The organism is Streptomyces sp. NPDC033178 (genome assembly GCF_055577685.1).
On sequence record NZ_JBVIPT010000001.1, the window covers coordinates 75,371 to 98,694 of the forward strand.

A 23,324-nucleotide genomic window follows, 5' to 3' on the forward strand; every position below is an offset into this window, starting at 1 on the left:
CTATGAGCGGCTGGGGTGCTTGAGGTTGGCGGCGAAGGCGGTCCAGGCGGCGGTTGATACGAGGAGGACTGGACCGCCGAGTCAAGTTCGTGAACACCGGCCGCCGCCACTGAGCCTTTCCCGATCAGCGGTGATTGCTCGCTGTGATCGCGGTGCCGACGCTGCGGGCTGTGGCTTTCGGCTTTCCCAAGTCCAGGAAGGCGTAAGGCCCCTGGTAGGAACGATCTTGCGAGGGATTGTTCTGACCGAGGGCCTCATGTGTCGATCAGTGTCACATACACCACCGTGCTCGATGTGAAGCGGTCCAGCGCCGAGCACCTGGCCCGACTATTACGAGACGCCGGAGCTGGCGGCGCCTGGAGCGGTGGCAGTAGGCCGGGGTCTTCGACCGAACCCCAGCTCCATCGGCCGGATCTTGGTGATGTCAGGGCGTAACGGGGGGGGCTAGCGAGGTGCCGCGAGTACGTCCCGGAGTACGTTCTCGAGCGTGACGCGGGCCAGCTCCTGTCTCAGGGTCTCCTCGATGCCCTCGTAGATGCCGTGCATCGCCGGCTGGATGCCGTAACCCACCACGCATCCCTGGTCCGGGGTGGTGCGGTGCATCGCGAACAGCGGGCCGGGTTCCACGGCCTCGTACACGTCGAGCAGGGTCATCGATCCCAGCTCGCGCGCCAGCGACCAGCCCGCGCCCACTCCCCGCCGGGACTCCACGAGCCCGGCCCTGCGCAGCTCGCCGAGCAGCCGCCTGATCACCACGGGGTTGGTGTTCGCGCTGGTCGCGATCTGCTCGGAGGTGGCGACCTCATGGCCCTGGCGCTGGTAGAGACCGATCCAGGCCAGCACGTGGGCGGCAATGGTCAACCTGCTGTTGGCGCTCATGACCCCTCCTCTCGGCCACAACACTTTATGTTACGACAGCGCAGTCGTAACAACAAAGGTTGCAACATGCTGTCGTAACAATTAGCGTTGCGACTGTCGGGAAGGGTCAATCAACGAGGTGAGAAGAATGAGCAAGCCACTCACGGGCAAGGTCGCCCTGGTCACCGGGGGGTCCCGCGGACTGGGAGCCGCGACCGTACGACTGCTGGCCGAGCAGGGCGCCGACATCGCCTTCACCTATGTCAGCTCGGAGAAGCAGGCGCAAGCTGTCATCGACGAGGTGCGCGGCAAGGGAGCGAAGGCCGTCGCCTTCAAGTCCGACCAGGCGGACACGAGCCGGGCGCCGGCGCTGATCGACGACGTGGTCGCACACTTCGGCGGCCTGGACATCCTCGTCAACAACGCGGCGATCTCGGTGGAGCAGGGCCGCACGGTGGACGACCCGGACGCCGACACTGCCGCACTGGACCGGATGCACGCCACCAACTACCTCGGCGTGATCGCCGTCATCCGGGCCGCCTCCCGAGTACTGCGCGCGGGCGGCCGCATCATCACGGTGAGTTCCGGACTGGGCTCCCGGGTCGGGGCCCCGGGCCTTGCCGACTACTCGGCGACCAAGTCAGGGATCGAGAGGTACACCATGGGGGCCGCACGGGACCTCGGGCCCCGGGACATCACAGCCAACGTCGTGGAGGCCGGACTGATGGAGGGCGGCATGGAAGGGCCGGGCCCCGAGACCCTCAAGGCCCTGATCAGCTCGCTGTCCCTGCAACGCATAGGTCACCCCGAAGAAATCGCCGCAGCGATCGCTTTCCTGGCGAGCCCCGCCGCGTCGTACGTCACGGGCGCGGTGCTGGACGCCCACGGTGGCTACAACGCCTGAACCGGAACCCCTGCCGCGCACCCCGGAGGACATCGCGCCTTCGGGGCGCGCACCGCCGACGGCCCGCGCATGCGTAATCACGCCTCGGGAAGACCGGATCGCGATCCGAGCCCTTAGGACCTCTTAACGTCCGCTCCGTCGTCGGTTCAATAAATTCGCCACAGCTTCTCCGAGTCCGAGTCTGAGTCCAGGTGACGATTGCGCCGCGCACCGGCCACCGTCAATGCCTGCGCGCGAGTGAGGCCAGGCCAGCAGCCTCGATGCGAAGAGAAGGCGCACTGTGAGGTTAATACCGGGCTCTTGGTTGACGAGTAGTCTGTGCAGGCAATGTCGAGGAGAGCGAGGATCCACTGCCCCGGGGCCTTCGGTGGAGCATTCCTCCGCAGGGCTCGTGAGAGCTCGATGGAGTCGAGCTCGACGAATGTGCATAGTCGATCATCGGATTGTTCATGGATGAGCACCAGTCGAATTTCTTCATTGCTTTCTTCGAGCACGTACATAAATGCGCTCTGGAATCCATTGAGGCCTGACTGGAGAACACTCTGCTCGATTATAATCTTGACCGCCCCGTTCTCAAATGTCACGACGGCCTGGTCAGCGAGGAGGGCGAACAGGCCACGTTCGACCAAAGCAGGAGAAAAGGAATGCGGGTGGGTGCGCAGCCGATCGCCGAATTCCGGCCGTTGGCCCCCACCATCGAAAAACCCGTTGTTGCCGATCTCGGTGCCGAGGAGCAGGCCGCGCAGGGTGATTGGATGCCTGTCCCCACGGACCGCAGCCAGCGGCGCCGCCCAGAAGCCGGTCCAGATCTCCCGGGTTGCCCCCTCTCGGTTCCCACGGCTGCAGCGGCGGCAGAACATCCGATCCGCCGAGCACCACGGCACGTCCGAGCTCTGTCACGGTGGCACGTCGACGGCGAGAACCATCGCGGTGGGCAGCCTCGGAACTGGTCTTCTTGGTGGGCGAACCGGGGCGGCTCCAAGGCAGTGCGCGGCGCCGTGACAGGATCCCCCTATGTCTACCAACGTCTTCTTCGACATCACCATTGACGGCAACGCCGAAGGCCGGATCGTCTTCAAGCTGTACGACGACGTCGTCCCCAAGACGACGCAGAACTTCCGCGAGCTGGCCACAGGCCAGCACGGCTTCGGATACGAAGGCTCGGGCTTCCACCGCGTCATCCCGGACTTCATGCTCCAGGGCGGCGACTTCACCCGCGGCGACGGCACCGGCGGCAAGAGCATCTACGGCCAGAAGTTCGCCGACGAGAACTTCAAGCTCAAGCACGACAAGCCGTTCCTCCTGTCCATGGCGAACTCCGGCCCCAACAGCAACGGCTCGCAGTTCTTCATCACCACAGTGCTCACACCGTGGCTGGACGGCAAGCACGTGGTCTTCGGCGAGGTCGTCGAGGGCCAGGATCTGGTGAGGAAGATCGAGTCCCTCGGCTCGCGTTCCGGTGCCACCCGCGCGAAGATCGAGATCGCTTCCTCTGGCGTCCTGGAGAAGTAGCGCCTTCGCCCCGGGCGGCGGAGCCGGCTCGACGCAGACTGTCTGGCCGCGCATCCGCCCGCTCGGCCCGGGGCCGCCACGCGAACTCCCCAGTAGGACGCAACATCCTTGTCCTCGCGCCACACACCCGCGTGCCGCGGCCGAGCAGCGGGTGGCACGCCAAAACGTCGATCGATGCTCGTGGACGCGGGCATCGATCACGTGAGCACTCCCCATCACTGGCAACATCCGCGGCGACGCGAGCGTCCTGGAGCCCGGCGGCAAGGTCCCCAGGCCAACGAAACTCGCCTCGTCACCACCGACGAGGTCCAGAACTGCTGGACGCGGCCGCAAAGCTCCGCCCAGGCCTCCTGGCTGGTGGACTAGGGCAGATTGACCCCACGGAGCCCCCGAACACCTCTCCTGGCCAGTGAGATCGAAATGGCGCAGCGCCTGGCGACCTATGCCGCCCCAGCAGAGACTCCACGGCGCACGCCTTCCTCACCCGGATGCTCGAGAATGAGGGCTATCCAGAGTCCGCCGAACAGCCAGCCCTCTGCCGCCCAGCAAGCGGCGGCACGTCCGGCCGCGCCGGTACGTGGGGTGGCCGACTCGGTGGTCGGGGCCATCTCGGCCGTGGTGCCCGAACGCGTACGGGCCCTCTCAGCCAAACCGTCGAACCTTTCGTGCCCGCGGTTCCGGCTGAGCCGGTCCACGATCGCCGCGCAGAGTCGGTAGGTACAGGTCAATGAGCATGTCGAAGATCATTTACGGGCCAGCCCTTAGGCACGCCGGACCGAGTTGAGATCGCAGAAAGAATGAAGGATGAATCTTCGCCGCGCAGAGAACCGATCCCTGCCTTGGCTACGTAGGACAGGTTGCGGCGCTGCTGAAGTGACGGCGGCCTACGGAAAGTTGGAACACGATGCGCAGGACCGCTCTCGCCACGGCCCCGGGACGGTCACCCACGCGTCACAGATGACTCTGGCGCATCGTCATTCGGTAACAAGACACACGGTGCTTGAACGCTAAATATCAGTGACGCAGGTCACTGTGCGACTCCGAACTCTGCCCCGGCAGACCTTCGTGTCTCTGGTGAACCCACGGGGATGGAGTAACCAGATGGCGATCCTACGATCTCGTGGCCCACAGGCCACGAGTCATGAAGCATTGATCCGCACGCTCTACGCGGAGCACGGCAAGGCCCTGCTCGCCTACGCGACGCGACTGACCGGCGACCGGGCCTCCGCCGAGGACGTGGTGCAGGAAACTCTGATCCGGGCCTGGCGACACCCTGAGGTCATCGCCAACCCCCAAGGATCACTGAGGGGTTGGCTGCTCACGGTGGCCCGGAACATCGTCACCGACCGGTACCGGGCGAAGGCGGCCCGACCCAACGAGGTGGCCGAGACCGAGACGGTCACGCCGGTCCACCGTGACCACTCCGAGGAGGTGGTCGACTCGGTGGTCATGATGGACGCGCTCAACCAGCTCAAGCCCGAACACCGGGACGTCCTGGTGGAGATCTACTACCGCGGCCGCACGGCGTCGGAAGCCGCGGGACGGCTGGGCATTCCGGAGGGTACGGTCAAGTCCCGCGCCCACCACGCCCTCAAGGCATTGCGCAAGTTGTACACCCCCAGCAACCCCGGGAGTGCCCTGAAGCTTGGAAAGGTGGGGGCGGCATGAGCACACAGCAGCATCCGAACGGCGAACTGCTCGGCGCCTACGTTCTGGGCATCCTGGAGACCGACAAGCGGTCGACACTCGAGGAACACACCGCCGAGTGCGAGGAATGCCGAATGGAACTGACCGCGCTTCAGGAGATGGAGGCGGCGCTCGACGAGGTTCCGCCGGAGGCGTTCCTCGAAGGCCCGCCCGAGGACGGGGACCTGCTGCTCCAGCGCACCCTGCGCCAGGTGCGCGCCGAGCAGGCGAGCGCCTGGCGGCGCCGGTCCCTGGCCGTGGGACTGGGTGCCGCCGCGTCGGCGGCGATCCTGTTTCTCGGGGGCTATGCGGCAGGGGGGAACGACCCTGGAGGCGCCACAGCGGTCCCTCCCGCCACCTCACCGTCCACGTCGACCTCGCCACCCCAGGAGGGAATCAGGGTCGCGGCGGCGACGGACAGCGGCACGAAGGCCTCGATGACAGTGGAGCTCACTCCGGCGAGCGATTGGGTCCGCGTGAACGCCTCGGTCGCCGGAGTCCCGAGCGGTGAGCGGTGCCGGCTGGTGGTGGTCTCCAAGGACGGACACCAGGAGACGGCCGCGAGCTGGGTCGTCTCCCCCGGCCCCGCCCCGACGACGAGCCCCCGGCCCGGAGAGGGCGGCCTCAACGGCTCCGCGGCCGTGGCGCCCGACGAGGTCGAGTCGGTGATCGTGGTGAACGACCAAGGCAAGCAGTACGTCGGCGTCGACATGTGAGATCCGGCCCGAGACAGCAGGAGATCCCCCGGGCCCCGTCCCGGGGGATCTCGCTGTGGACGCCTCCGCCACCGCCGCCCGAACACGGGGGTCGCGGAGGCGCCACGGTCAAGCAGCCAGGGGGCCAGGGGGCCACGGTGACGTTGGTCAGGCCCCTGCCGTCGGCGTTGTTCAGTATCTGGGCGTTGTCGCTCTTGTCGGAGAGCGTATTCGCGGATCCGACGAACACGCCTTCACCCATACGGCGGCGGCCGTCGTTGCCGGTGTTGCACATCCGCGAGTCCAGGTGATGCCGTCGGGGCTGGACTTGTGGATGTAGGCGTCCTCCATGTCCAGGTTGTGGACCGTGACGCCGTCGACCACGATACCTCTCACGGTGCCGATCATGATGCCCTTCTGTCCACCGGCCTTGAAGTTGCCCGCGTAGGCGCCGTCGCCGAACTGGCTGGTGTCACCGGGAGATGCTGCCGCAAGGGCGGACTTCAGCTGCGCCGCGGTGGAGACCTCGATGCACCGACAAATCAGCACGTGCGCCCCGACGTTCACTCCCGGATGTGAACGCCTCGAACTGCCGATGCCGTCAGGACTCTTGATGCGGACGGGGTCCCTTGGTTCTCTACTAATAGGAAAGTTTCCTATCGGACAGCTATGTGATCGGAGTTCACATGACGGCTCCCCCACGGTCGTTGCGCCCCGCTGCGCTAGCAGCCCTGCTCTGCAGCGTCCTGCTCCTGCTCGTGAGCGTCCTTCCCACCGCTTCCGCCTCCACGACCACCGACCGGAAGGCCGAGACAGCCGCGGCGACCACACCGGTCGCGGGCAACGGACAGCTCAAGGTCTGTGGCACCAAGCTGTGCAACAGCCGCGGAAACCCCATCCAGCTGCGCGGCATGAGCACACACGGCACCCAGTGGTACCCGCACTGCCTGACCAGCGGTTCGCTCAACGCGCTGGCGCAGGACTGGAAGGCCGATGTCCTGCGTGTCTCGACCTATGTGCAGGAGGGCGGGTACGAGACGAACCCGCAGCACTTCACGAACCTCGCCCACGCGCTCATCCAGCAGGCGACGGACCGCGGCATGTACGTGATCGTCGACTGGCACATGCTCACGCCCGGTGATCCGAACACCAACCTGAGCAAGGCGCGGCAGTTCTTCACCGACATCGCCAACCGCAACAAGGACAAGAACAACATCCTGTACGAGATCGCCAACGAACCCAGCGGGGTGAGCTGGTCGCGGATCAAGAGCTACGCGGAGCAGATCATCCCGACCATCCGTGCCATCGACTCCGACGCCCCCGTGCTGGTCGGGACCCGCGCATGGTCCTCGTTCGGCGTCTCCGAGGGCGCCAACGAGTCGGAAGTGGTGAACAACCCGGTCCGGGCGACCAACATCATGTACACCTTCCACTTCTACGCGTACTCGCACCGCGACGAGTACCTGGCGACCCTCTCGCGTGCCGCCGACCGGCTCCCGGTCTTCGTCACCGAGTTCGGCACCCAGAACTACGCCGGCGAGGGAAGCAACGACTTCGCCATGTCCCAGCGCTACCTCGACCTCATGGCGAGCAAGAAGATCAGCTGGACGAACTGGAACTTCTCCGACGACAACCGTTCCGGGGCTGTCTTCAAGACCGGAACCTGCAACGGCAACGGGCCCTGGACCGGCACCTCGCCCCTGAAGCCCGCGGGCGTGTGGATCCGTGACCGCATCGCGACGCCCGACAGCTTCCCGGTCGCCTGACTCCTGATCGCAGAAGTCGTCCGCGGCCGGGACCGACACTCGGCCGGGATCGGCTGCGGACACCAGGAGAAAGGCACGTCTGCGCCTGACCGAACGCGGGTGTGGGGCGGCGTCATCGACGAGTCGGCCTCCTGCACACGAGGCAGACTCACTGGCGCCGCCCTTCTCCTCACCCGAGCTCAACAGGAACCGAACAGCATTGGTGTCAGCAGCAATGGGTGTGGCGGTTACTCGGCGCTCTTGACGAGGGTGTTGAGGGTGTCCTCGGTCATCGTGTCGGGAACGTGGACGCCGGGAGAGAGCTTGTAGGCCTGACCGCGGACGGCACCGCCAGGGAACTCTGCGGTGTGGATGTTGAAGTACCAGTTCTGGGAGTTGGCCTTGATCCCCTCCAGCAGGTCCTGATCGTCGACGGTAACCGTTCCGTAGACGAACTTCTTGCCGTCCTCCAGCTTCTTCGTGAAGAACGGGATCTTCACATCGCCGTTGACACCCTTGACACCCTTGTGAAGGTGACCAAGGGTCGGTGTCCCGATCCCGGTGAAGGTGAACGCGTAGGAGACCTGGTCGCCCTGGATCCGCATAAGGGCGAGCGCGTGCCCGTCCTTGTCACCCACGGCCGGCCCGCCCTCGACCGGCACCTCGTTCGCACCGCTGAGGACCGACGAGAAGAAGGTCGCGTCCTCCTTGTTCTCGTCCCACCGGCCGGCACCCTGCACTGCGCCGATCCCGGCGGCGTGCCCGCTACCGGCAGACGTGTGTCCACCGGCGGCCGGGCTGCCCGCCGCGGCACTGGCCCCGGCGCCGGTCGCAGCATCCTCACCATTGCAGGCAGTCAGCACGAGCGCACCGGCGACGGCGGATACGACGATCATCCCAAAACGCTTGCTCTTCATGGCAGTTGGGACCTCTCAAGTAGTGCGGCCGCGGCTATTTCGCGGTCCGTCATCCACGACACGGACGGCCCTCACGGCCCAGGTCACCCGATGACACTCCTGAGACACTCCTGAGACGACCCACGATCACTCGGAACATGGTCTTGACAGAGAACCCGCACCGAGCGACCCGCGAGTGCCCTGCAGGACTCGACGGTTGCGCCGTCCTGACGTAGCCGGGGGCACGGCAGGGGATGCGAAGGACCTGGCGAACCGAACTGCTGTGGGAACCAAGGGGCTGCCCCAGCATGGCGTTGCATCTCAGTGCGGGAGTCGTTGCGGGCGGCCCGCTGAGCCAGAACGGGCTCACTCGTCGGCTGTTGCTCCAAGCCGCTCGGTCGGCCCAGCAAAGGCCAGATACAAGGAACGAGAACCGAGGAGCCAACGGCCTTCGTCCTTGAGGAACGAGTCCTCGTAGTGGCCGACCTGCGTCGGGGCCCGCGGGGGCACGAAAGCACCGGTATATCCGTCGACACGGTAGGTCGTGAAGTAGGTAGTCGCGGTGGCCGTTGTCTTGGATGTGACCGTGACCAGGATGTTCGTGCATATCCGCCGCGAGAGCCGGTCCGCGGGCCGACCGGCGAAATACGACCGAAGTGCGTCACGGCCCTGAATCCGACGGTCGCCTTCCGCCCACTCCCAAAACCCGACGTCCGTGAAGAGATCGGCCACGTCTCCCGGGTGACCGAGGTCGAGCTTGTGGACAAACTCCACGACGAGGCGTTCGCAAGCCCGCTCGGCAAGCAGACGGTCCATGGGATCCAGTGCTTCAGTAACCATCCCCATGTCGTATCAGGATAATCAAGGGCGCCACGACGGCTTTCTTGACTCCGCACACATCCGCGAGTGACTCCCGAACGCACCGCGAAACGACATCCCTGGAGAGGCTCTGGTCCACTTGTTGTGACGCCGTCACCGTTAGTGATCAATGGGTGGGGCGAGGGCCTCCATGATCTGTTGAACTTCGTGGCGCCACTGAACGGCGTCGGCACTGTCCACCCAGCGCGTCGCCATCTCTGATCCGTCTTGGAGCACACGATGCAGCGCGAGCACAGCTGACCTGCGGAGAGACAACGGTAGCTCCGGCAGTGGTTCTCTGGGTCCGTCATCAGGGTCGATCACAATCCCGCTGTCCTGGATTGTGCTGGCGACGAGAGCCGCGGCAGCTACTGCTTCGACGCCGTCTCCGCCGTCCACGCGTGCTCCGGAGTCCGTGACTCGTTGGAGTGCTCGCTGACTCGTTGGAGTGCTCGCTCGAGTACATCGATGACCTTCTGAGGAGGCAGACCCTCAAGTTCATCGACGAAGTCTGCGGCGAGGTCGCTGTCGAACGGGCCGGTTCCCCACGTTCCCATGCACGGCTCCTGGTATCGCTCTCTCGGACGAAGGCAGCATTCCAAACGAGAGCGCTGCCCCAGGCGTCGCGGAACGAGGTGGCGAGCACGCCGCCGCCCTCGGGCACATGGAGCGCCGCTGCCTCCAGTTTCCGGCAGACGGTGACGAGTTCGGCCGCGCCTGCGGGCATGGAGGCGAGCGGCTTCAGCGGCGGCGCAGGCGTTTCTCGGTGATCGGCGGGGTGGGGTCGATGTAGAAGTCGCCGGGATTCACGTCGACGCCGGGCGGGACGATCTCGTCGATGCGGTCGAGAAGGTCGTCGCCGAGTTCCATATCGGCCGCGGTGAGGAGGTCGGTCAGCTGCTCGGGGCGGCGTGGGCCGATGAGTACCGCGGTGACCGCCGGATGGGCCCGGACGAAAGCGGTGGCCAGATGAGGCAGCGGCAGACCGGCCTCGGCGGCCAGGGCGGTCAGTTTGCCCACGGCGTCGGCCTTGGCTTGTACGCCCGGCTGGGTGAGATCGAACATCTTCGCCCCCGCGCCGGCGCTGCGGTGCCCGGCGGTGGGGTCCGCGCGGCCCGAGAGCCAGCCGGAGTTGAGCGGGCCGAAGGTCAGCACGCCCATGCCGTAGCGCTGGGCGGTGGGCAGCACCCGGCTCTCCACACCGCGGGTGAGGATCGAGTACGGCGGCTGCTCGGTGCGGAACCGGTGGTGGCCGCGGCGCTCGGCCGTCCACTGGGCCTCGACGATCTCCTCGGGGGAGAAGAACGAGCCGCCGATGGCACGGACCTTCCCGGCCCGGACCAGGTCCGACAGGACGCCGAGGGTCTCGTCGATGTCGGTGTGCGGGTCCGGGCGGTGCATCTGGTACAGGTCGATGCGGTCGGTGTCCAGGCGGCGCAGGCTGTCCTCCACCGCGCGGCGGATCCAGCGGGCCGAGCCGCCGCCCCGGTTGGGGTCCTCGCCCATTGCCAGCCCGAATTTGGTGGCCAGGACGACGTCGTCGCGGCGGCCCTTCAGTGCCTTGCCCACGATCGTCTCCGACTCGCCGCCGGAGTACACGTCGGCGGTGTCGATGAGGTTGATCCCGGCGTCCAGTGCCGTGTGGATCATGCGGACCGACTCGTCGTGGTCGGTGTTGCCCATCGCGCCGAACATCATCGTGCCGAGTGCGTATTCGCTCACCGACATGCCGGTGCCGCCGAGAATCCTGTGCTCCATCAGGGGTTCCTCCAGGTGCGTGCTTGCTTTCCACCAGACGAGCACCGCTCACGGCCGGGGCGGGAGACCCGCTCCGACCGGGGGTCCGACAAACCCCCTTTGGCGCCGCCACTCCCCAGGTCACCCGGTCTACGGTGGTTGCATGGCCCAGGAACCGAACAGCGAGCTGCGGGACTTTCTCCGCTCGCGCCGCGCGAAGATCACCCCCGAGGAGGCGGGCCTGGCACCCCAGCCCGGCACCCGCCGCGTTCCGGGCCTGCGACGCGAGGAGGTCGCCCAGCTCGCCGGCGTCAGCGTCGACTACTACGTCCGCCTGGAGCGCGGACGCCACCTCAACGTCTCCGCATCCGTGCTGGACGCGATCGCCCGCGCCCTGCGCCTGAACGATCTGGAGCGCGCTCACCTGTTCCGGATCGCCAGACCGGCTCGCACCCGTCCTCGCCCGCTGCCCCCGCAGCGTGTCCGCCCCGGTCTGCGTCTGCTGCTCGACAGCCTCGCCGACGTCCCCGCCCTCGTCTACGGCCGCCGCATGGACGTCCTGGCCGCGAACGACCTCGCCCGAGCCCTGTACACGGACTTCGAGGCACTGCCCGCCCACAGCCGCAACATGGCCCGCCTGGTCTTCCTCGACGACCACTTCCGGACCCTGTACGCCGACTGGGAAGGCGCCGCCCGCGGCATCGTCGCCTCACTCCGCCTGTACGCGGGACGTCACCCGCACGACCCCGCCCTGGCCGAGCTCATCGGCGAACTCTCCGTCCAGGACGCGGACTTCCGCCACTGGTGGGCCGACCACGATGTGTTCCAGCGCACCCACGGCACCAAGCACTACCACCATCCCGTCGTCGGCGAACTCGTCCTGGGCTACGAGGCCTTCGCCCCCACCGACGACCCCGAGCAGATCCTGGGCGTCTCCACCGTCGAACCAGGGTCCCCCTCCGCGGAACGCCTGAAGCTGCTGGCCGGCTGGTACCGGCCCCCGCAACACCCAGCACCAGCCGCACAACCGGACGCCCCACGGCCCTGAATCCGCTCGCCGCGTACCGGGCCCAGGACCGCGCCGAGCAGGGCCCGGGTACCGGTCTCGACCAGGGCCATGACCGACACGGCGGACAGTCAGCCACCGTACCGGCCGTGAGCTTGTGTCGGCCCAGCCAGGCAACGTTCTCCTCGCTCTCGGAAACCCGAGCGAACTCGCAGGCGTCGAAATCGACCGTGCGCATGCCCCGGAGGACACGCCCGCCGTGCGGGGCCGCCCCAGGGGCCCGGCGACCACCTCGAAGCTCGCGCAGGGGGCCCGGGCCCAGCCGTCGGTACAGGCCGGCCGGCCCGGCATCGGTCAGCATCGCCACCCGGCACCCCAGCTGGGCCACCATCCCGGTCAGCGTGCCGCACACTCCCGCCGGGGCAGGTCCGGAAACAGAAGCAACGCCAACACGAAGTACACCGCCACCCGTATCGGCACCAGCCGAATCGGGCTGCGCCGACCAGGACGACCCAGCAGGTCATCCACTGTTTTCGCCCTTCGGGTCAGTCGCAATGCCCTGTCCTGTCTCAGGTCAAGGCTTGAGACCGTCAGCTCAATCCCAACGCACTCGATCGCTCCTCGCCCAGCAGTGCAGCCAGTTCGTCCGAGGTTGGCGCGGTCGCAGGACCGCGCCGTGTCACTGCCAGAGCCGCCGCCGCGTTCGCCCCGTGCGCCGCGTCGTAGGCGGATGCTCCGCGTCCCAGCAGCGCCAGGAATGCGCCGACATGTGCGTCCCCGGCCCCGTTGCTGTCGACCACGTTCACGGGAAAACCGGGGACGTGCACGATGTCGTGAGAGCCCGGTGCCACCAGCCAGCATCCGTCCTTGTCGGCCCGTACGACGATCCCGGCCTCGCTCCGGAGGCGCCCGCGCAGCACGCGCACGGCTTCCCGTGGCTCCGCCATCCCCGTCATCAGTTGAGCTTCCCGCGCATTGCAGCTCAACCAGTCGGTCCGGGCCAGTACCGGGTCCAGGACCTCGGCCGGGATGTCCGCCACAAGTGGTGCGGGGTCCAGGCAGACCCGTACGTCTCCCGCGAGGCGTGCGACGGTGCGGGACAGCAGAGGGCCGTTCACCTGCATCACCAGGCTGTAGCCGGACACCTGCACCAGGTCGCCGCCGCGCACGGACGCGGCGATCGTCTCCGCCTCGTCCGATGTCATGCGTGCGTCGACCCCGAAGCTGGTGACAAAGGTCCTCTCGCCTCCTCCGTCGACCAGAGCCACGCAGAACCCGGTGTCACCGTCGGAGCGCTCCGGGAGTACCAGTCCGATACCCTCCGCCGCGAGCGAGGCGCGCACCAACTCTCCATGGGGGCCGGTGCCATGGAGCCCGGCGTACACGGCTTCGGCGCCCAGCCGACGGGCCGCGGTGAGTGTGTTGAAGCCTCCACCCGCGTACAGCTCGGTGCGGGTTCCGATGACATCGCCACCGCGCTCGGGCAGCGTGGGCACATCGATGACCAGGTCGACGATGACGTTCCCCGCGAGGACAACGCGGTGGTCGTTGTTCATCGGGTGGCCTCCTCAAGCGTGGCGGAACCGGCGGCGGAGTCGGCGGTCACCCGGGGACGCCGTCCGAGCAGCGTGTAGGCCGCACCGGCTGTGACGATCGCGATGAGCCACCCCAGGCCGTTCGTGCCGAGCCAGGAATCGGCCAACGGTCCGGCGAACCACACATCGTCCGCGCCGGTCGCGGCCTTGGTGAAGAGCAGCCCGGCTGCGATCGCGGCCAGCCACGCGATGACGGCGGGCAGATGGAACCCGCCGGTGTACCAGTAGCGGCCGCCGCGTCCCGTGTCCATCAGACCGGCGGGGTCGTAGTGACGACCTCGGAGCATGTCGACGGCGATGACACCGATCCAGGCGGAGATCGGCACGGCGAGCAGAGTCAGGAAGGTGCTGAACGGGCCGTAGAAGTCGTCTGCGACGAGCATGAAGTAGATGCCGCCGAGGAACATCAGGACGACATCCAGAACGACCGCCCAGGCACGCGGCACGCGAATCCCGAGCGTGATCATCGTCAATCCGGCCGAGTAGGTGGAGAGGTGGTTGGACATCAGCAGTCCGCCGAACGCCGCGATCAGATACGGGACCGCCATCCAGGACGGCAGCATCGCGTTGATCGCCGCGACCGGATCGGCGGAGGTGGCGAGCGTCGGGTCACCGGCCGTGAGGAGCGAGCCCAGGGAGATCAGCAGCACGAGTGGAATGCCGGCCCCGAACGCCGAGGCGCGCACGAGCCGCATGCCCGGGATCGCCCTCGGCAGGTAACGGGCGTAGTCCGCACCGGCGTTGGCCCATCCGATGCCGGTGCCGGCCGCTATGAAGCCGATGCCTGCGATGACGCCGCTGACCGGGCCGGCCGGGATGTCGAGCACCTTCGACCAGTCGACGGTCGCCACAAGGAAGCCCATCACGACGAGGTTCAGGACTCCGAAGACCACTGTCGCCCACTTGTTGATCCACATGATGGTGGCGTGCCCGAGCCCGCTGATCATCAGCGTGCAGGCGATGAAGACCAGCAGGCAGAGCAGTGTGAGGACGGTGCCCCGGCCGACTCCGAAGACCGTGTTGAGCAGGGCGAGCAGCGCGTACGCCGCTGTGGTCGTGGTGATCGTCTCCCAGCCGACCCGGCTCAGCCAGGTCACCAGGGTCGGCCCGTGGTTGCCGCGCTGCCCGAACACCGCACGTGACAGTGTCAGGGCCGGGGCCCCGCCTTTCTTGCCCGCGATGCTCAACGCGCCCACCAGCGCGAACGAGCCCACCGAACCGCCGACCGCAACGAGTGCGGCCTGCCAGATGTTCAAGTCGCGGAAGGCGACGAGGGTCGCGCCGAGCGGCAGTCCCAGGATCGAGATGTTGGCGGCGAACCACGTCCAGAACATCTGGCTCGCGTGACCGTGCCGCTCGCTGTCCGGGACCGGTTCGATCCCACGGGTCTCCACGGTGCCGACGCGGTCGTTCTTCGTTGAAGCGGCCATCGCGGGACCTCCTTGCTTGTGCTCGGTACAGGGGAAAAGGGGGGTGGGTTCAGCGGGTGCGACAGGTGAGCAACTGCCGGGTCAGGGATTCCAGTTCGAGATCGTTGACTTCTTGCAGGGTGCGTACGGCGTCGCCGGGCAGGGCGCTGAGCCCCGCCACTGCACCCGCGATCGCACCCGCGATGGCGGCGATCGTGTCGCTGTCACCGCCGAGATTCGCGGCCAGCAGCGCGGAGCGCCACGGGTCACCGTCGGTGAGGGCCAGTACCGCGAAGGCGGCCGGGACCGACTCCTGGCTGGCGACGCTGGTGCCGATCAGCGAATCGATCCGGTCGAGCGCCACCGCTGTGTCCAGGTCGGCCACCAGTTCGCGTGCCCAGGCGATACGCGCCGAGATGCTGGCGCCCGCGGTCCAGTGCCCGCGCCGGGCGCCGGCCGCGGACACCGTGATCGCGGCCTCGAAGGCATCGTCGAGTGAACCACCGGCAATGCCTGTGGAGACGGCTGCGGCGACGGCCGATGCTCCCGCGATCCCGACGGTCGTGTCATGGGTGACCTGGCAGGACTCGATGACCCGGTCCAGGAAGCGTTCCGTGTCGGCGGTGTCGAACGCGATACCGACCGGCGTCACCCGCATCGCGGCGCCGTTCGTCGTGCCGTGCTTGCCTGCCTCTTTGAGGTCGACGCCGCGCGTCACCGCGTCCAGGGCCGCTTTCGTCGACGGTCCGAGCAGGTCGAACGATCCCTTGGCCTTCATCTCCTTCTCCCAGGACAGGAGTTCCTCGGCGAACCGCCTGGGATCGACATGCCCGTCGCCCTCGACCAGGAGCCGAGCCACGATCACCGCCTGGTCGGTGTCGTCCGTGACGGATCCGGCCGGCATCCCGGCGCTCACCGGGTTGTCGGAGCGCGCGGGCTCGAAGCCGCTCAGCGTGCCGTAGACCCGCACGACATCGGCCCGGGACATGACCTGCGTCGGCATCCCGAGGGCGTCGCCCAGCGCGAGCCCGTAGAACGCACCGAGGGCGCGGTCGAGCAGTGCGGGATCGGGTGTGGAGGTCACAGCTGGGCTCCTCGGCCGGTTCGTACGTGCAGTTGGAACCGGGACGGATCGAGCAGGCTGGTGACCTTCTCGACGACGTCCCCGTCCGCGCCCCGGAACACCTGGGCGACGCGGAGGAAGGACTCGCCGGGCGAGCGGTGCAGGATCGCGGCCTCGTCCGTGTCGAGTCCGGCGACGGCGATATGCGCCTCACCGGAGTCGGGAACGCGGCCCGCCGCCGCGAGGGTGCGGCTCAGGGAGCCGTCGTCCAGTCCGCGCTCGGGCAGGTCGGCGAGGCTCCCGACAGCGGGCACGCGGCTGAACTCAAGCGAGACGCCGTGTCCGTCGACCAGCCGGCGGACACGGTCGAGGGCGATGAACTGAGTTGATCCCAGGCCCAGTTCGGCGGCGAGAGCATCGTCCCGTATCCGCTCGAAACGCAGGGTCTCGGTCGTCAGTTCGGTGCCCTGTGCGGCGAGTGCACGGGTCCAGCCGAGCTGTTGGTCAAGGGGAGCGCCGTCAAAGGTGACGATCGACCCGATGCCGGCGTGCGTCTCGATGAGCCCCTGCTCGCCGAGGACGCCGAGGGCCTGCCGTACCGTCGTCCGGCTCACCCCGAACCGCTCTCGCAGGGCGTGTTCGCCGGGCAGCTTGCTGCCGTCGGCATGCACGCCCGCACGGATCTCCTCCGCCAGCACATGAGCGACACGATGATGCTTGTAAACCTGTCCAGGCATGTCTAGAAGCTAGATCCCGACCTCCCAACCTGTCTACACCTGTCCAAAAAATTGATCCGGATGTCCCGCACTCGGGACGGGGGCAGCTCATCGGTTGTTACGCAGTTCCTGCAGATCGTGACGGGCGACAACGCCGACCGCATCCCCGAGGTGGCGGCCGGTCCCGCCGAGGCCGCGCGTTCTGGAACGCCGGCCAGAACTGCACCGCCGGATCGAGGATCCTCGTCCACTCCTCCACAAAGGACGAGTTCGTCGCGGCCTTGGCCAAGGAGGCCAACGGGCGTCACGTCGCCGAGCAACCGACCCCGAGACCGGGAACGATCCGCTCGTCGAAGCCGCGCCCTCAGTCGGGTCCTGGGCTACATCAAGCAGGCCAAGGAGGACGGCGCCACGGTCGTCACCGGAGGCGAGCAGCCGCACCAGGAATCCGGCGGCCGGTTCGGCGCGTCCGCGGTCGGTACAGCCATGCCTTGAGGTTCGGGGCCTCGCGGAACTGGTGGAACGAGGTGTAGGCCCTGGCGTACGTCTCCTGGACAAGGTCCTCGGCGTCGGCCGGATGGCAGGTCATGCGCACGGCGGTGGAGCCGGCCGAGGAACGCCCGTGAACGGTGTCCTGGGCGACTCCGGAGCAGGATCGTGTTGTGGTCATGGTGCCTCCTGGGAGGTGTGGTCGAGCGGCACCCGGGTCACCTGCCTGGACGGCTCGTAGCAGACCGGTACGTCGTGCAGGGCGAGGACGACGGTGGTGTCGGGCACGTCCGCGAGGATTCCCAGTACGTGTCGGGCGGTCCGGTCGTCAAGACCCGTGGTCGGTTCGTCGACGATCAGGACGTGCGGGTGGCGGGCCAGGGCCCGGCCCAGGTAGACCCGGCGGAGCTCCCCGCCCGAGAGCTGCCTGCCGCCTGGGCCGACGGGGGTTGCGGCGGTCAGTCCGCTATCGTTCAGCCGCAGTTCGGCGAGGCGTTCGTCGACCTCGTCGTCGGTCAGGGCGGCGTCGGCGAGACGCCAGTTGGATCCGAGTGTGCCGGTGAAGAGGTGGTCGTCGGCGGCCACGGCCACGACGACGGGCCGGCCCTCGCGGTCTTCGGTCGCTTGCCGCAGCGACGAGGCGAGGGCTCGGAGCAGGGTGCTCTTTCCGCTGCCGGAGCGGCCGGTGACGACGAGCAACGCGCCTCGGGCGACGGTGGCACCAAGGACGCGCCCCGGCCGGAGGGCCGTCGGCGGAAGGGGGTAGCCGGCGAAGCCGATGCCCTGCTCGGTGGACCATGACCGCATCGCCGGAACGGTGGGGTCGCCCGCCACAACCGGGACGCTTGTCGTGAGTCTGCGGTGTGCGGCCTTCGCGGTGGCTCGGGCATCGGCGGCATGCGCCAGCTGTTCGGCCTGAGCCAGCACGCCGAGAGACAACAGGACGATGCACACGAACGTGGGAGCATCCGGGGCGCTGCCGGTAGCAGCCGTGGCGGTCAGCGTGGCCGTGGCGGTCAGGCCGGTGGCCAGCGTGGTCCCATGCCTGCGCCGACCGATCACTTCCCGTGCGGTGTCGAGCCGGGTGAACCTCGCCCTCGTACGCACCGCGAGCTGCTGGGCGGCGCCGAGCGATGCCAGCTCCGTCCAGGCGTCGACGGCGGTGACGAGTTCGGCGCGCAGCGCCTTGCGGGTGTGCTGCTCGGCTTCGCGGGCGGCACCGGGCGTACGGTGGGCGATCACCGCCACGATGACGACGCCGGCTGCGAGTACGGCTGCCGGCACGACGGACGTGGACACCGCGACGGCGAGGACGGTACCGACGGTCAGCGCGGCGGTGACGGCGACGGGGGTTGTGCACTCGATCAGCGCCATTCCGGCGCTGTCGGCGTCGGCCATGCTGCGGTCGAGCAGTTCACCCGACCAGAGGCGGTCCTCCTCGGCCCGTTCGGTGGCCGCGGCGCGGCCGAAGAGACCGGCTCGGGCGGTGGCGATCCGGCGCAGGGCGGCCGCGTGCAGCACCAGACGCTTGCTGTAGTTGCCGGTGACGCGGGCCATGGCGAAGGCACGCACACCGCCGCTGGGGGCGATGTAGGAGAAGGAGCTGAAGGTGGCGGCCCCGGCGACGGCGCAGGCGCTGATGAACCAGCCCGACAGACCGAGCAGTCCGGCGGAGGACAGTTCGGCGGCGACCGCGAGCACCAGTCCGCCGGCTGCGAGGGAACGCGCCCGCCGGCCACGGGCGTTCGGGCTGCGGCTGCTGCTCATTGCGCGTTCACCGGCCTCGCGTCGTGCAGGACGCCGTCGTCGATCGCGAGCACGGTGTCAGCCGCTGCGGCCAGCGTGAAGGAGTGGGTGGCGATGACGACCGTGCAGCCGTCGGTGGCCCGCCGCAGCGCTTCGACGACCTCGCGTTCGCTGTCCGCGTCGAGGTGGGCGGTCGGCTCGTCGAGCAGCCAGAGCCGGGCTCCGCGCAGAAAGGCGCGGGCGATGGCGATCCGGCGGGCTTCCCCCGTCGACACGCCCCAACCGCCCTCGCCGAGCCGGGTGTTCAGCCCCTCGGGGAGGCCCTCGATCACGGCGCTCAGCCCGGCGGCGTCGACGGCCTGCCGGATCTGCCGCGCGGTGGCCTCCGGACGGCCGAGGCGGATGTTGTCGCGGACGGTCGCGTCGAGCAGCACGGTCTGCTGTCCGACCCAGGCGCATCCGCCGAGTACCGGCGCCTGCCGTTCGGACGAGGTCTGCCACCGGACCGAGCCGGCCGACGGTCGGCGCAGGCCGGCGATCAGCGACAGCAGTGTGCTCTTTCCGGATCCGGAGGCACCGGTGATCACGGTCCAGGTGCCGGGCGCGAACTCGGCGTCGGCATGGATGGTGTCGTGGTCGGCTCCGCCGTAGCGGAACCGGACCGCTGTCAGCGACACACCGACCGGCTCGGTCAGCTGCGGAGCGGCTGCTCGGACGACTTCGGCGGGAGTGTCCTTGACGATGTCACGGATGGTGCCGGCCGCGATCACGGCGCGCTCCCGCTGGTGGAAGGCGGAGGCCCTGGCGCGCATCGGGGTGAAGTACATCGGACACACCAGCAGAACCAACAGACCGGTGAACAGGTCGAGCCGCGGGGCGTGCGGCACCTGCACATAACTGAGCAGCGACAGACCGATGTACGTGGCGTTCACCGCGATGGAGAAGGTGATGACGACGTCCATGACCATCCCGGACAGGAAGGCCCGGCGCAGGACACTCATCGTCGCCCTGTTCAGCTGCTCGGCGGCCGTGGTCAGCGTTCGGCTGCGTCGGCCGACCGCACCGAGCTCGCGCAGCGTTCGCATGCCACGGAAGCTGTCGAGGACGACGGCGTTCAGGTGCCGGGTCGCGGCCGACTGCCGGTCCGCGCCGTGCTGGGCGAACAGTCCCGCCAGGCGCATGTTCAGGGGCAGCAGCGCGGTGGTCAGGACGAGGACGATCGCGGCCGGCCAGTGCACCGCGGCCGTGACCGCCAGTACGGCGGTCATCGACAGCGGTGCCGACCGATTCAGGGGCACGGTCTGCGCGTGGAAGTCGGCGACGTCGTCGGCCAGGTCGACCATCGCCCACGCGGCCTCGGCAGGGCCGGTCTCGCTGATGCGCCCGGCAGTCGGCAGCAGAGCACCCGTCAACTCCTGCCGCAGGCCGGTCGCGACGGCACGCGCGCCCTGCTCGGCGAGCGTGCCCGCCGTCCAGCCGACGCCCGCCACCAGCACGCTCGTGACGGCGATTGCCACCAGGCCCCACCTCTCGTGCCCCCTGGCCCGGTCCATCACGGCTTGGGCCGTCCATGCCAGGGCGCCCCAGCGCGTGATGGTGAACAGCGTCTCCAGCGCCTGGGCGGAGCCCGACAGGCCGAACCAGTGCCGCCCCGGCGCGGCGCACGCGGTGAGCCAGGCGCCGTCGTCCTGTGGCTTTCCGACGGTGCCCGGCGCACTCTTCTCGTACGTCTCATTCGTCGTCATGAGGGCGCCGCTCGTCGACGATCCACGCGATACCACCGGTCAGAGCGATGGCGATCATTCCCAGAGTGGTCAGCAGTTGCGAGTGGATCTGCCGGTAGCCACCGAACATCCCCTGGCAGACGAAGTAGGCGAGCAGGCCCAGCACGGTCCAGGCGACCGCGGAGAGTAGACGCAGCACGACACGGACCGGCCTAGGGGGTGAGCTTCGGGCAGTCATGAGTGCGCTCCTGCGGCATCGAGCTTTCCGGCGAAGGCCCGGTGGGCGAACACGTTGTAGGCCAGCACCAGGGGCATGTTCAGGCCGATGCCCACGAGGATGAAGACCATCGTGGAGTGCGGGCCGACTGCGCTGTCGACGGTGAGACCCGGCGGTACGAGCAGCGGGTAGCGGGCCACGCCCAGGGCGAGGAACACGGACACCGTCGCGATCACGAGTCCGCCGAGCGGCAGAGTGTCCGCCGCCCCGGACTGCCGCTTCCACGGGAACGTGACGAGCGAGGTGGCCGCTCCCCCGGCGGCGAACAGCAGCAGGACAGCGAACGCGAAGGCGCGCCCCGGGCTGTCGAGGTTCAGCGGTGCCGCCGTGGTGTCGACGGTGACGAGGACAAGGACCAGCAGAACTCCGGCGACCACCGTGGCGATCACACCCCGTCGTGCCGCCGACTCCCGCAGCAGCCCGGAGGACTTGTGCTTGGTGTAGGCGTAACCGAGAGCGGTGTACGCGGCCGTGACCGTGAGTCCCGACAGCACGCAGAACCAGCTGAAGGCCCCGAAGGCCGACCCGGTGTAGACGTCGCCCCGCAGATGTACCGCCGAGGTCAGTGTCCCCAGGACGAAGCCCTGCGCGAACGACGCCAGCAGCGACGCCACGCCGAAGGCGGTGGTCCAGCGGGGAGCCGGCGGCGCCTGGGAGGCCATCTCGACACTCACGCCACGCACGATGAGGGAGAACAACACCACGGTCATCGGCAGGTAGGCGTGCGGCAGGAGGATGCCGAAGGCCAGGGGGAAGCCCGCCCAGAGCGCGACGCCGAGCAGGATGAGCCAGGTCTCGTTGCCGTCCCAGCCCACCGCGACGGACTCCAGCATGTGCCGCCGGTGTGCGGGGTCACGTTCGACGAGAGTGGCCACGCCGACTCCGAGGTCGTAGCCGTCCAGCACGACGTACATCAGGAGACAGACGAGTACGGTCGCCGACCAGAGGGTCGTGGTCATCGCGCCGCCACCTCCCGCGGGCCTTGCGGCACGGGAAGCTCCCGCGGTACGCCGTCCTTTGCGGCACCGGTGTCCGGCAGGTTCTCCGGTGGAGGTTCCCGCCCGGGGTCGTCGCGTTCCGGGCCGATGCGCATCGTGCGGACGATGTAGACGACGTAGGCCACCAGCATGATCAGGTAGAGCACGGAGAAACCGATCACCGAGAACAGGACTTCCCCGGGTGCCAGCCGGGACACCGCGGCCGACGTGCGGAGCTGCCCGAACACGATCCACGGTTGCCGTCCCGCTTCGGCCGTGACCCAGCCCCCGAGGATGGCCAGGATCCCCACCGGTGTCGTCCAGAGGACGAACCGGTGGAAGCCGCGCGCGGTCCACAGACGGTTGCGCATGCGCAGGACCGTCGCGGCGAACGCCGTGCCGAACATCAGCACGGCCGCCAGGAACATGACGCGAAAGCCCCAGAAGGTCGCGGCCATGTCCGGCCGCTCGGCGGCCGGAGTGAGCTTCAGACCCGGCATGGCCGTCTTGCAGGTCAGGTCCTTGGCGATGTAGCTGCCGAGGCAGGGAATGTCGAGCTCGGCGATGTTCCGCGCGGCTTGCTGGTCCGAAATGGAGAACAGGACGAAGCTGGTGTCACCGTTGCCCCAGTTGCCTTCGATCGCCTCCAACTTGGAAAGCTGGCGGGGCAGTTCATGCCCGGCCACACTGTCGCCGAGGTAGAGCTGAACGGGCATCAGCAGCGCGGCGATCCCGAGCGCGATCGACATCGAGCGGCGGGCGAAGCCCTTCGCACGCCCCTTGACCAGGTACCAGGCCGAGATCCCGGCGACGAAGAAGCTCGCCGAGATCAGCACGGCGGCCAGCATATGCGGCCAGCGCCAGATGAACGACGGGTTGAAGATGACGCGCATCCAGTCCGTGGGCTCGAACCGGCCGTGGACGACCTTGAATCCGGCGGGAGTCTGCATCCACGAGTTCGCCGCGATGATCCACGTGGACGACAGCACGGTGCCCACCGACACCATCACGGTGGACACGAACATCGTGCCCCTGCGAACGCGGCCGTCCCCGTAGAGCAGGACGCCGATGAAGCCGGCCTCGACGAAGAAGGCCGTCACGACCTCCATGCCGATGATCGGCCCGATGATCGGGCCCGTCTTCGCGCCGTACACGCCCCAGTTGAGACCCATCTGGAAGGTGATGACGGCGCCGGCGACGACGCCGATCGCGAAGCCCACGGCGAAGATGCGCCGCCAGAACCGGAACATCTGCAGGTAGACCGCCCTGCCGGTACGCCAGTACAAGCCGTAGACGACCGACAGGAAGATCGACAGGCCGACGGTGATCGCCGGAAAGGTCATGTGGAACATCACGGTGATGGCGAACTGCCATCGCGACAAGTCGAGAAGACTCATCACTGCTCCCTTTCATAAGGGCGGATCTTCGTAA

Annotated in this window: 22 protein-coding genes and 3 pseudogenes; 7 read left to right on the top strand and 18 right to left on the bottom strand. The window is 68.2% G+C overall.

The annotated features are described in order from the left end of the window. Positions 1 to 444: 444 nt before the first annotated feature. Entirely contained in the window at positions 445 to 879 is a 435-nt protein-coding gene (locus tag ACZ5VQ_RS00385; RefSeq protein WP_469102956.1) for an Rrf2 family transcriptional regulator, read from the bottom strand. A 127-nt stretch (positions 880 to 1,006) separates the two neighbouring features. Here ACZ5VQ_RS00385 and ACZ5VQ_RS00390 point away from each other — a divergent pair, with 127 nt between their 5' ends. Then, positions 1,007 to 1,762: an SDR family NAD(P)-dependent oxidoreductase gene (locus tag ACZ5VQ_RS00390; protein WP_469102957.1), complete on the top strand. Its 756-nt coding sequence runs from the start codon at positions 1,007 to 1,009 to the stop codon at positions 1,760 to 1,762. Between the two features lie 146 nt (positions 1,763 to 1,908). Here ACZ5VQ_RS00390 and ACZ5VQ_RS00395 read toward each other — a convergent pair whose 3' ends face one another. Further along, positions 1,909 to 2,622, bottom strand: coding sequence for a hypothetical protein (locus tag ACZ5VQ_RS00395; RefSeq protein ID WP_469102958.1), 714 nt, complete (start codon positions 2,620 to 2,622; stop codon positions 1,909 to 1,911). A 154-nt stretch (positions 2,623 to 2,776) separates the two neighbouring features. Here ACZ5VQ_RS00395 and ACZ5VQ_RS00400 point away from each other — a divergent pair, with 154 nt between their 5' ends. From ACZ5VQ_RS00400 to ACZ5VQ_RS00410, 3 genes are all read left to right on the top strand, one after another. After that, positions 2,777 to 3,274, top strand: coding sequence for a peptidylprolyl isomerase (locus ACZ5VQ_RS00400; RefSeq protein ID WP_469102959.1), 498 nt, complete (start codon positions 2,777 to 2,779; stop codon positions 3,272 to 3,274). Between the two features lie 1,101 nt (positions 3,275 to 4,375). Further along, complete coding sequence (locus ACZ5VQ_RS00405) at positions 4,376 to 4,942, top strand: sigma-70 family RNA polymerase sigma factor (RefSeq protein ID WP_362069745.1); 567 nt, start codon at positions 4,376 to 4,378, stop codon at positions 4,940 to 4,942. Then, positions 4,939 to 5,676, top strand: coding sequence for a zf-HC2 domain-containing protein (locus ACZ5VQ_RS00410; protein WP_469102960.1), 738 nt, complete (start codon positions 4,939 to 4,941; stop codon positions 5,674 to 5,676). The genes ACZ5VQ_RS00405 and ACZ5VQ_RS00410 overlap by 4 nt, the downstream gene beginning before the upstream one ends. A gap of 157 nt (positions 5,677 to 5,833) precedes the next feature. Here the strand turns inward: ACZ5VQ_RS00410 and ACZ5VQ_RS00415 are convergent. Beyond that, positions 5,834 to 6,222: pseudogene (locus ACZ5VQ_RS00415) on the bottom strand (right-handed parallel beta-helix repeat-containing protein); the annotation flags it as partial. A 119-nt stretch (positions 6,223 to 6,341) separates the two neighbouring features. Between ACZ5VQ_RS00415 and ACZ5VQ_RS00420 the strand changes: the two are divergent. Further along, the gene (locus ACZ5VQ_RS00420; RefSeq protein WP_469102961.1) at positions 6,342 to 7,421 is read left to right on the top strand and encodes a glycoside hydrolase family 5 protein; all 1,080 of its coding nucleotides are present in this window, start codon (positions 6,342 to 6,344) and stop codon (positions 7,419 to 7,421) included. A 227-nt stretch (positions 7,422 to 7,648) separates the two neighbouring features. Here ACZ5VQ_RS00420 and ACZ5VQ_RS00425 read toward each other — a convergent pair whose 3' ends face one another. The 5 genes from ACZ5VQ_RS00425 to ACZ5VQ_RS00445 form a co-directional block, all read right to left on the bottom strand. After that, positions 7,649 to 8,296, bottom strand: coding sequence for a CHRD domain-containing protein (locus ACZ5VQ_RS00425; RefSeq protein ID WP_469102962.1), 648 nt, complete (start codon positions 8,294 to 8,296; stop codon positions 7,649 to 7,651). Between the two features lie 366 nt (positions 8,297 to 8,662). After that, the gene (locus ACZ5VQ_RS00430; RefSeq protein WP_469103543.1) at positions 8,663 to 9,136 is read right to left on the bottom strand and encodes a nuclear transport factor 2 family protein; all 474 of its coding nucleotides are present in this window, start codon (positions 9,134 to 9,136) and stop codon (positions 8,663 to 8,665) included. Positions 9,137 to 9,274: 138 nt separating this feature from the next. Continuing rightward, positions 9,275 to 9,553, bottom strand: coding sequence for a DUF4259 domain-containing protein (locus tag ACZ5VQ_RS00435; protein ID WP_469102963.1), 279 nt, complete (start codon positions 9,551 to 9,553; stop codon positions 9,275 to 9,277). Then, the gene (locus tag ACZ5VQ_RS00440; protein WP_469102964.1) at positions 9,523 to 9,711 is read right to left on the bottom strand and encodes a DUF4259 domain-containing protein; all 189 of its coding nucleotides are present in this window, start codon (positions 9,709 to 9,711) and stop codon (positions 9,523 to 9,525) included. Before ACZ5VQ_RS00440 ends, ACZ5VQ_RS00435 begins: the two co-directional genes overlap by 31 nt. Before the next feature lie 184 nt (positions 9,712 to 9,895). After that, on the bottom strand, positions 9,896 to 10,912 hold the full coding sequence (locus ACZ5VQ_RS00445; protein ID WP_469102965.1) for an aldo/keto reductase: 1,017 nt from the start codon (positions 10,910 to 10,912) through the stop codon (positions 9,896 to 9,898). Between the two features lie 142 nt (positions 10,913 to 11,054). Between ACZ5VQ_RS00445 and ACZ5VQ_RS00450 the strand changes: the two genes are divergently transcribed. Further along, on the top strand, positions 11,055 to 11,939 hold the full coding sequence (locus tag ACZ5VQ_RS00450; RefSeq protein ID WP_469102966.1) for a helix-turn-helix domain-containing protein: 885 nt from the start codon (positions 11,055 to 11,057) through the stop codon (positions 11,937 to 11,939). Between the two features lie 548 nt (positions 11,940 to 12,487). Here ACZ5VQ_RS00450 and ACZ5VQ_RS00455 read toward each other — a convergent pair. The 4 genes from ACZ5VQ_RS00455 to ACZ5VQ_RS00470 are packed head-to-tail and all read right to left on the bottom strand — an operon-like array spanning position 12,488 to position 16,701. Beyond that, positions 12,488 to 13,453 (bottom strand): PfkB family carbohydrate kinase, encoded by a 966-nt coding sequence (locus ACZ5VQ_RS00455; RefSeq protein WP_469102967.1) that lies wholly within the window; start codon positions 13,451 to 13,453, stop codon positions 12,488 to 12,490. Then, complete coding sequence (locus tag ACZ5VQ_RS00460; protein ID WP_469102968.1) at positions 13,450 to 14,922, bottom strand: purine-cytosine permease family protein; 1,473 nt, start codon at positions 14,920 to 14,922, stop codon at positions 13,450 to 13,452. Before ACZ5VQ_RS00460 ends, ACZ5VQ_RS00455 begins: the two co-directional genes overlap by 4 nt. Positions 14,923 to 14,971: 49 nt before the next feature. Further along, positions 14,972 to 15,985 carry an ADP-ribosylglycohydrolase family protein gene (locus ACZ5VQ_RS00465; RefSeq protein ID WP_469102969.1) on the bottom strand — a complete coding sequence of 338 codons (1,014 nt, stop codon included), beginning with the start codon at positions 15,983 to 15,985 and terminating at the stop codon, positions 14,972 to 14,974. Then, on the bottom strand, positions 15,982 to 16,701 hold the full coding sequence (locus tag ACZ5VQ_RS00470) for a GntR family transcriptional regulator (protein WP_469102970.1): 720 nt from the start codon (positions 16,699 to 16,701) through the stop codon (positions 15,982 to 15,984). The genes ACZ5VQ_RS00465 and ACZ5VQ_RS00470 overlap by 4 nt, the downstream gene beginning before the upstream one ends. A gap of 179 nt (positions 16,702 to 16,880) precedes the next feature. Between ACZ5VQ_RS00470 and ACZ5VQ_RS00475 the strand changes: the two are divergent. Further along, positions 16,881 to 16,977, top strand: a pseudogene (locus ACZ5VQ_RS00475) (aldehyde dehydrogenase family protein); the annotation flags it as partial. A 178-nt stretch (positions 16,978 to 17,155) separates the two neighbouring features. Here the strand turns inward: ACZ5VQ_RS00475 and ACZ5VQ_RS00480 are convergent. From ACZ5VQ_RS00480 to ACZ5VQ_RS00505, 6 genes and pseudogenes are all read right to left on the bottom strand, one after another. After that, positions 17,156 to 17,284, bottom strand: a pseudogene (locus ACZ5VQ_RS00480) (sigma factor); the annotation flags it as partial. 62 nt (positions 17,285 to 17,346) lie between these two features. Then, on the bottom strand, positions 17,347 to 18,936 hold the full coding sequence (locus ACZ5VQ_RS00485) for an ATP-binding cassette domain-containing protein (RefSeq protein WP_469102971.1): 1,590 nt from the start codon (positions 18,934 to 18,936) through the stop codon (positions 17,347 to 17,349). After that, positions 18,933 to 20,660, bottom strand: a complete 1,728-nt coding sequence (locus ACZ5VQ_RS00490) for an ABC transporter ATP-binding protein/permease (protein ID WP_469102972.1) — start codon at positions 20,658 to 20,660, stop codon at positions 18,933 to 18,935. Before ACZ5VQ_RS00490 ends, ACZ5VQ_RS00485 begins: the two co-directional genes overlap by 4 nt. Beyond that, positions 20,647 to 20,877, bottom strand: coding sequence for a hypothetical protein (locus ACZ5VQ_RS00495; protein WP_469102973.1), 231 nt, complete (start codon positions 20,875 to 20,877; stop codon positions 20,647 to 20,649). The genes ACZ5VQ_RS00490 and ACZ5VQ_RS00495 overlap by 14 nt, the downstream gene beginning before the upstream one ends. Then, the gene (locus ACZ5VQ_RS00500) at positions 20,874 to 21,875 is read right to left on the bottom strand and encodes a cytochrome d ubiquinol oxidase subunit II (protein ID WP_469102974.1); all 1,002 of its coding nucleotides are present in this window, start codon (positions 21,873 to 21,875) and stop codon (positions 20,874 to 20,876) included. The genes ACZ5VQ_RS00495 and ACZ5VQ_RS00500 overlap by 4 nt, the downstream gene beginning before the upstream one ends. Beyond that, positions 21,872 to 23,290 (bottom strand): cytochrome ubiquinol oxidase subunit I, encoded by a 1,419-nt coding sequence (locus tag ACZ5VQ_RS00505; protein WP_469102975.1) that lies wholly within the window; start codon positions 23,288 to 23,290, stop codon positions 21,872 to 21,874. Before ACZ5VQ_RS00505 ends, ACZ5VQ_RS00500 begins: the two co-directional genes overlap by 4 nt. Between the last annotated feature and the right edge of the window lie 34 nt (positions 23,291 to 23,324).